Raw genomic sequence first — 1,216 nt, 5'->3', positions numbered from 1 at the left:
CATGACCGTTCCTAAACCTTGGGCACTTGGACGTGGAAGCGTATCTTCAGCCGCATCAAGCAAGGCTTCAATTTCAAGTTCGCGATCGTCATCCAATTTGAAACCATCACCACCAAAGAATTTGATGCCATTGTCCAAGGCTGGATTGTGGCTAGCAGAAATCATCACTCCGGCGCTGGCTTTTTCCGTACGAACTAGATAAGCAACACCTGGTGTTGCAATCACACCCAACTTGTAGACACGAATCCCAACAGATAAGAGGCCAGCAATTAAGGCATGCTCTAACATTTCACCAGAAATACGCGTATCACGTCCAACAAATACCAAGGGTGTTTCTTCTTCATGTTGGCTCAAGACATAGCCACCGAAACGGCCTAGTTTAAAAGCCAATTCTGGCGTTAATTCTACATTTGCTTCTCCACGGACACCGTCCGTCCCAAAATATTTACCCATTCTTCATTACCTTTTTTACTTTCTAATTACTTGAACTGGAGGAGGTCGACGACGAGCTGCTTGAGCTTGACGTAGACGAGCTACTCTTTGTGGTCACTTGAATCCGTGTTTCACTCGGCTTGACCAGACCTGGTAGAACATTTCCTTGGGCATCTACTGCATTTAAGGAAATAGTTCCGCTATAATTTCCACTAATGATCTCACTGGATGGGAAGACCGCTTGGACATGATCAATGCGACTCAAGGTTTCTTGATCGCTGGTCACTTCTACCTTGGTGGTTTCAAGAGAAATATCCGAAACCGTTATTCCATCCACAATTTGATTGTCCGGGATCGTAGCCCTGACCGAAAACGATTTTTTCGCTTTCTTCCCGATTTTTACAGAAACTTTCTGAGGCTCTACGGTTGCGGTCAAACCAGCCGGAAGATCTTCTACAATCAACGGTACTTCGACGGTACCTTCCTTGGCCTTACGAAGATCCGCTACCACGCGAAATTTTCGTGTTCCCGGTTGCATTTCACTTGCTAGAGCGACCCGGTTTGAACCCTTTAGAAAGACCGTTACCTCTGATGTCAACCCACTGACAAAGTATGTCTTGTCATTGTACTTGGCATCAATTGGAATATTGGTCAAGGTATTGGTGTAGGTCTCTGAACTCACTTGTCTTGCGCTACTATTATTTTGAAAATTAAAGGAAGACGCATTGATAAACAAGATAAAGGACAATAAGACGGAGGCGAAAACATAAAGAAATTCTTTTTT

At 44.3% G+C, this 1,216-nt stretch carries 1 protein-coding gene and 1 pseudogene; both read right to left on the bottom strand.

All coding sequences use genetic code 11. The features are described from left to right. Window positions 1–453, bottom strand: a pseudogene (gene glmM, locus SPADD19_RS12595) (phosphoglucosamine mutase); the annotation flags it as partial. A 22-nt stretch (window positions 454–475) separates the two neighbouring features. Next, the coding region (locus SPADD19_RS05145; RefSeq protein ID WP_128861585.1) for a CdaR family protein at window positions 476–1,216 on the bottom strand (741 nt) is incomplete at its 5' end.

Origin of the sequence: Streptococcus parasanguinis, assembly GCF_001578955.1 — a bacterium.
Classification (GTDB): Bacteria; Bacillota; Bacilli; order Lactobacillales; family Streptococcaceae; genus Streptococcus; species Streptococcus parasanguinis_U.
Note: the sequence above shows the minus strand (reverse complement) of the source record. Positions and strands in the feature narration are given on the sequence as shown.